We start from the raw sequence: 6,447 nt of genomic DNA, 5'->3' as shown, positions 1-6,447 counted from the left end.
TCATTTTTATCTCAAAAGACACTATCTCAACATTTTCTTTATTATTGTATCTTTCTTGAAGAATACAGTAACGTTCAGGTGTTTTTCTATGACCATTACTTTCTAAAAAGACCGTAAAAACATCTTTTACAATCTTTTGGTTTTTTGTGTTTGTGGTTGCGCTCATAATCTAAGCCACAAATTTACATATTTTTTTAAGGTAATTCTAGGATTTTGAGTCTTAGAATGACTTGTTATTAAGCACTTATTAACAAGATTGGTTTGGAGTTAATTTTCATACTGATATTGCTTTAATTTTAAACACGAGTCACTTTCTCAATACCATTAATTTTTTTCAAATTATCCATTAATTTTTTTAGTAGTGTTTTGTTTTTTACACTCACATTAATTTTACCAGAAAATATACCATGGTTACTTTCAAAACTTATACTAGACATATTTACATGCATGTTTTCTGATATTACTTTAGTAATATGATTTACAATACCTAAGTTGTCTATACCAGAAAGTAGAATGTTTGCATGGTACTCTTGCTTACTAGAATCTATCCATTTGGCTAGCATTATTCTGTAAGCATAATTAGATTGCATGCTTAATGCATTTGGACAATTTTTTTTGTGAACTTTTATACCTTCATTTATAGTAGTAAAACCAAATACGGAATCTCCTGGAATTGGATTGCAACAAATAGCTAATGTATAATCTAGAGTTTGCTCTTCTTTACCAAAAACCAACATGTCGTATTTACTGTTAATTTCGTCTTTTTCGAGCTCTTCTTTAGAGATTGTGTTTTTTCTGTTTATTTTATTCTTTAAAAAGCTAACTAATGCGTTATTTCTAGATGCTGCATAGTCTTTAAGCATTGGGTTGCTAATAGAACCAATACCAACACGATAAAACAAATCTAAACTTGTTTTAAGTTTAAAGTGGTTAACCATTTCGTTAACCGATTTCTCATTAAGTGTAATTTTAAGTTGCTTTAATTTTCTGCGTAAAATCTCTTTACCATCTTCGGCAATAATTTTTTCATCTTCACGTAATAACGATTTAATTTTACCTCTAGCACGAGAGGTTGTTGCGTAATCCAGCCAGTTAGGGTTTGGTTTTACATTATCGCTCGCTAATATATCGACTTGGTCTCCACTATTAAGTTCATGACTTAATGGTACTAGCTTGCCATTAACTTTAGCTCCTCTTGTTTTCATACCTACTTCTGTATGAATACTAAAAGCGAAATCTAATGGTGTAGAGCCTTTAGGTAAAGATTTTAAATCGCCTTTAGGTGTAAATACAAATATTTCTTTAGAGTAGAGGTTGAGTTTAAATTGTTCTACAAAATCTACAGCATTTGTAGAATGGTTTTCTAGTGCTTCTTGTAGCCTATTAATCCACATATCGAGGTTGTCCTCCTTATCATCATTGTTTTTGTACTTGTAGTGTGCAGCATAACCTTTTTCTGCAATTTCATTCATGCGTTCACTTCTAATTTGAACTTCAACCCAACGGCCTTTAGGACCCATTACAGTAATATGAAGTGCTTCGTAACCAGTAGATTTTGGAGAAGAAATCCAATCTCGAAGGCGTGTAGGATTTGGTCTAAAGTGATCTGTTACTACAGAATATATTTTCCATGCTAGAAATTTTTCGTTTTCAGCATCACTTCTGTATATTATTCTAACAGCAAATTTATCGTAAACTTCATCATAAGAAACACCTTGTTTTTCCATTTTTTGCTTAATTGAAAAAATAGATTTTGGACGTCCTTTTATATCATAATTTAATTTTTCTTTATCTAATGAGGTCTTTATAACGTTATTAAATTCTTTAATATATGCGTCTTGGTCTTGTTTGCTTTCTTTAGTTTTTAAAAGAATTTCGTTATAAATCTCGGGCTCTGTATATTTTAAGCTTAAATCTTCGAGTTCTGTTTTAATATTATAGAGCCCAATTCTATGTGCTAAAGGCGCATAAATGTAAAGTGTTTCGCTTGCAATTTTTTCTTGTTTATCTGGACGCATGGAGTCCATGGTTTGCATGTTGTGTAGTCTATCGGCAATTTTTATAATAATTACTCTTACATCGTCATTTAAGGTCAAGAGCATTTTTCTAAAATTCTCTGCCTGAAGCGAAACATTCATATCTTTCTCCTTACTTAAAGAAGAAATTTTGGTTAAACCGTCTACAATTTTTGCAACGGTTTCACCAAATAAATTTTCTATATCACTTGTAGAATAATCATCACTATCTTCAACAACATCGTGAAGTAAAGCAGCAGCAATGGAAGTAGCATCTAAACCTATTTCTGAAGCTACAATACGTGCAACTGCTATAGGATGAAATATATAGGCTTCACCACTTTTTCTTCGTTGTGTTTTGTGTGCATCTACTGCTACTTCAAAAGCTTTTCTAATTAGTTTTTTATCATCTGTTGAGAGTGATGTGTAACTAACCTTTAAAAGGTTTTTGTATGCTTTTGTAATTTGTGCATTTTCATGTTCAATTTCTACTTCTGTCATAGAATTAAAAATAAGAATTAAATATGAATGTACAAGCTGTTTTTTTATTTTTTAAAAGAAGTAACTTCAATAAATAATAATGTTGAAAAGGAAGGTTTTAATCTTCTTTATAAACTTCAATATTTAAGCCTAATCCGTAATTGTTTAAACCAGCTAAAAGGAGGTTAGATTTTTCAATATTTTGTTTATCGAAAAGTACCCATTGTCCGCCATCTAGAAAAACACGTTTAACGAAAGTTCTTTTTTCTGAAATTTGGTCTGTAAAAGGTAATAATGGTCTAAAAGTAGTTGGGAACTTTACAATACCTCTTTTTGTTTTAATTTCTTGATATTTTTTATTTGGCAATAATTTTCTTTTCTTATCTGTATAACCTAAAACTTGAAGAGAGACAAATAAACCATTTTTTGGTACATAGATATCGTGTTCTGTTATGTCTACCTCAAGAACTTTGTCACTTCTTTCGTTTACAATAAAAACAACATTAGAATATGTTAAAACATCACCAGGTAAACCATTGTTGTTTTGATAGAAATTAACTTTGAATAATGTTGAAAATGGCCTTTTTTTTGCAGTTTTCCTTTTTCGTTTATCCCAGTTTTTAGCCTCGACCTTAATAGGTATTTGTAAACTAGAAACACGCTGTGTTTTGGTAAAATTATTAGGGAAATATACTGCTAATTCGCTTTCTATTGTTGGTAGCCAACATTTATAATAATCTTCATGAACCTTTGGCTTTATTTTTTCTAATTTAAATTTACCTCTTGGTCTATTTAAAAATACTTCCTCAAGTGTATTTATACTTGTTTGCATAACTATTGTTGCTGGTAAATTGTTTGTAGCAATTTTTAAATCGCTAAAACCTATAGCAGAAACGTATAAGGTATCTATATCTTTATATAGTTTTTTTGTGAAGAAAAACTGTCCAGCATCATCTGCAAAAAGTCCATTGCCATTGCCAAAAGAAATAGTAGCGTAAGAAACTGGTTGCTTATCTTTTGAGATTATTGTTGTGTTTTGTGAACTAGCACAAATGGCAAACGTGCAAAAAAGTATGATGTAGAGTGAGTTCTTCATGTTTTAATATTATCAAAATTAATACCAGCGTTTTTTCTTCTTTTTTGAAGCTTCACTTTTACGTCCCTTTTTGTATTTTGAACCTTGTTTTTTATGTACAACTGGTTTAGCCTTTGGGTCTAAAGGATAAGGATGCTCTTCAACAACATCTAACTGTAAGTTAATAAGTTGTTGTATGCTTTTTACATATTCTTTTTCGTCTGCAGAGCAAAACGAGTATGCTGTACCTGTATTTCCAGCTCTTGCAGTTCTACCAATTCTATGTACATAGGTTTCTGATATGTTTGGTAAATCGAAATTTATAACTGCATCAACATCGTCTATATCTATTCCACGAGCAGCAACATCTGTTGCAATTAGTATATCTACTTTATTTTTTTTGAAATTATTTAAGGCTTCTTGCCTTAAGGTTTGGCTTTTATCGCCATGAATACTGTCTGCTTTATAATTATTTTTAAGTAGTGTTTGTTCTAATTTATCTACACCATATTTTGTGCGACGAAAAATAATAATCCTGCCATTAATTGTATTGCGAAGCAAATGAAGACAAAGCTCAATTTTTTGTGGCTTTGGTACATAATATAACGCTTGGTTAACGTTTTTTGAAGTTGAAGAATTCTGTGATACTTCTACTCGTCTTGGTGCTTTTAAAATAGTTTCTGCTAATTGTTCTACTTTATAAGGCATAGTTGCAGAGAATAATAGCGTTTGTTTCTCTTTTGGGCATAAACGTTCAATTTTATTTACATCGTCTATAAAACCCATGTCAAGCATTAAATCTGCTTCGTCCAATACTAAAGTTTCTACATAATCTAAGTTTACAAGATCTTGTTTGTGTAAATCTAGTAAGCGTCCTGGCGTTGCAATTAAAATATCTACACCTTTTTTTAGAATGTCTTTTTGTGGCTCTATAGAAGCACCACCAAAAACAACTGTAGATTTTAAGTTGGTGTGTGTTGCATATTCCTCGAAATTTTCTTGAATCTGTATGGCTAGTTCACGAGTAGGACTAATTATTAAAGCATGCACTTTTTTTTGACTCTTTCCTGAATCTTGCTTGTCGTATAATAACTGTAAAATTGGAAGCGCAAAGGCTGCTGTTTTACCAGTTCCAGTTTGAGCTGAAGCAATGACATCTTTTTTGTTTAAAACTAACGGAATAGTACGTTCTTGAATAAGTGTTGGGTTGTCGTAGCCTTTTTCGGCAACTGCACGAAGTAGTGGTCTATTAAGTTTTAGATCTTTAAATGACATGAATGAATATTTACTGCAAAGGTAGTTTTTTTAACACGCTTTTTATTTTATTTAAAAACTATTATGTGCCTTAAACATAAATTAACTTTTTGTTACTTCTATAGTCTAAGTAGCAACTATATCATTATTTATTTTTAGATGCACATCGTAAAAGCCTTTGTGTTTAAATTGATATTTAAAAGTAGTTATTCCGTTTTCGTTTTTAAGATTTAAAATGCATGTTCATTATTTCTTGTATACTCAACTAAAGAAACCTCTTCTTTATTTGCATTTTTTAATGATTTAAAACTAAAAGTTACAACCTCTTCCTTTTTAATAGTAATGTCGATTTTTTCTGGAGTTACAGGTAGTATTTTGTGTTTAAATGTTTCTCCATAAACCAGAGGAGGAGCATTAAAATTTGATGTTATTAAAGTGGTATTAAGAAGCCACTTTTTTTCTAACGGATAATGATTTTTAGCAAATAATATTGGGTCTGTTAAAAAATAGCCATCGTTATATTCTGTTACAAAAATCTTTTCTGCAGAAGTAAAGCCACTCGACCAAGTTGCATCGCATAAATACCATTTGTTATCTAATTTTACTGCATTCCAGGAATGATTAGGTTTGTCTAATTTTTCTATATTAGAAATTATTGAGCGACCGTAACCATCTATAATTTTCGACTCTATATTTGCAAAATAGCATAGCTCTTTTATTAAATAAGCATAGCCAGTACACATTGTTTTCTTTTGCTCTATTAATGCTTTAAGCGCTGTTTTTTTTGTATTTGTTATTCCATTTTAAGATACCTATACTGTCATTTTTAAATTTATTTCTTTTTTTGTTCACCTTTTCATGTTGGTAATGGTCTCCTTCAATATTATTACAAACCCATGTATATATAGCTCTAAATTTTTCGATCTTTGTTGGTAGTTTGTTAGTAAGCTTATAAGCTAGAACAGGCAAGTTAGATAAACTTGCTCCTTTATTAAGCATCACAACATTATCTGCAATAGTAAAATCTATAGTCTCGAAATCTGAAATTTGAGCAATAGCACTATTGAACAGGAATATAAATACTAAAAGGATCATGTTTTTCATAACAATTGATTTTTAATTATTTCTTTTAGATTTGTAAACTTCTTTTACTGCTACTTCTCCCATTATAATAATAGGATCTAATTTTAAGTTTATACTTAATGGAATGTTTGAAGCAGAATCTTCATTTTCTATTACTACTTTTTCAGATTCTAAACCAACGTAACTAAAGATTATTACATCTCCTTTAGATAATTTTTTTGGGAACTCGAAGTTACCCTCAAAATCGGTTACAGTTCCAATATCTGTTCCTTCTAAAACAATATTTACTCCTGGTATTGGATCAAATTCATCTAATACTTTTCCTTTAATAACAAATGACTCTTGAGCAGTAGATTGAGAACTGTTATTTGTGTCTTGCGCTTGCACTGTAGCAAATGCAAAAAAGGTAAGGCAAGCTAAACCAAAGCTACTTAAGATGCTAAGTTTATTTTTAGCTTTAGGTATTTTTTTAATTGATTTTTTTTGGCTGTAATCTGCCTTTTCGACTTTTAAATTAAATTGATTTTTCATGGTACTAGT

At 30.3% G+C, this 6,447-nt stretch carries 6 protein-coding genes; all 6 read right to left on the bottom strand.

Features of this window, described 5'->3' with window-relative positions; genetic code table 11:
* Positions 1-296 precede the first annotated feature (296 nt).
* A complete protein-coding gene (locus QNK89_RS00665) occupies positions 297-2,516 on the bottom strand; it encodes a RelA/SpoT family protein (RefSeq protein WP_340169018.1) in 2,220 nt (739 codons plus the stop codon).
* Positions 2,517-2,613: 97 nt separating this feature from the next.
* Positions 2,614-3,591: a hypothetical protein gene (locus tag QNK89_RS00660; protein WP_340169016.1), complete on the bottom strand. Its 978-nt coding sequence runs from the start codon at positions 3,589-3,591 to the stop codon at positions 2,614-2,616.
* An 18-nt stretch (positions 3,592-3,609) separates the two neighbouring features.
* A complete protein-coding gene (locus QNK89_RS00655) occupies positions 3,610-4,845 on the bottom strand; it encodes a DEAD/DEAH box helicase (protein ID WP_340169014.1) in 1,236 nt (411 codons plus the stop codon).
* A gap of 209 nt (positions 4,846-5,054) precedes the next feature.
* Positions 5,055-5,567, bottom strand: a complete 513-nt coding sequence (locus QNK89_RS00650) for a hypothetical protein (RefSeq protein WP_340169012.1) — start codon at positions 5,565-5,567, stop codon at positions 5,055-5,057.
* A 25-nt stretch (positions 5,568-5,592) separates the two neighbouring features.
* Positions 5,593-5,928 carry a hypothetical protein gene (locus tag QNK89_RS00645; protein WP_340169010.1) on the bottom strand — a complete coding sequence of 112 codons (336 nt, stop codon included), beginning with the start codon at positions 5,926-5,928 and terminating at the stop codon, positions 5,593-5,595.
* A gap of 12 nt (positions 5,929-5,940) precedes the next feature.
* On the bottom strand, positions 5,941-6,438 hold the full coding sequence (locus QNK89_RS00640; protein WP_340169008.1) for a carboxypeptidase-like regulatory domain-containing protein: 498 nt from the start codon (positions 6,436-6,438) through the stop codon (positions 5,941-5,943).
* Between the last annotated feature and the right edge of the window lie 9 nt (positions 6,439-6,447).

This window comes from Lacinutrix sp. (assembly GCF_037625555.1).
GTDB lineage: Bacteria > Bacteroidota > Bacteroidia > Flavobacteriales > Flavobacteriaceae > Lacinutrix.
This window is presented reverse-complemented; position numbering and strand designations above follow the sequence as displayed.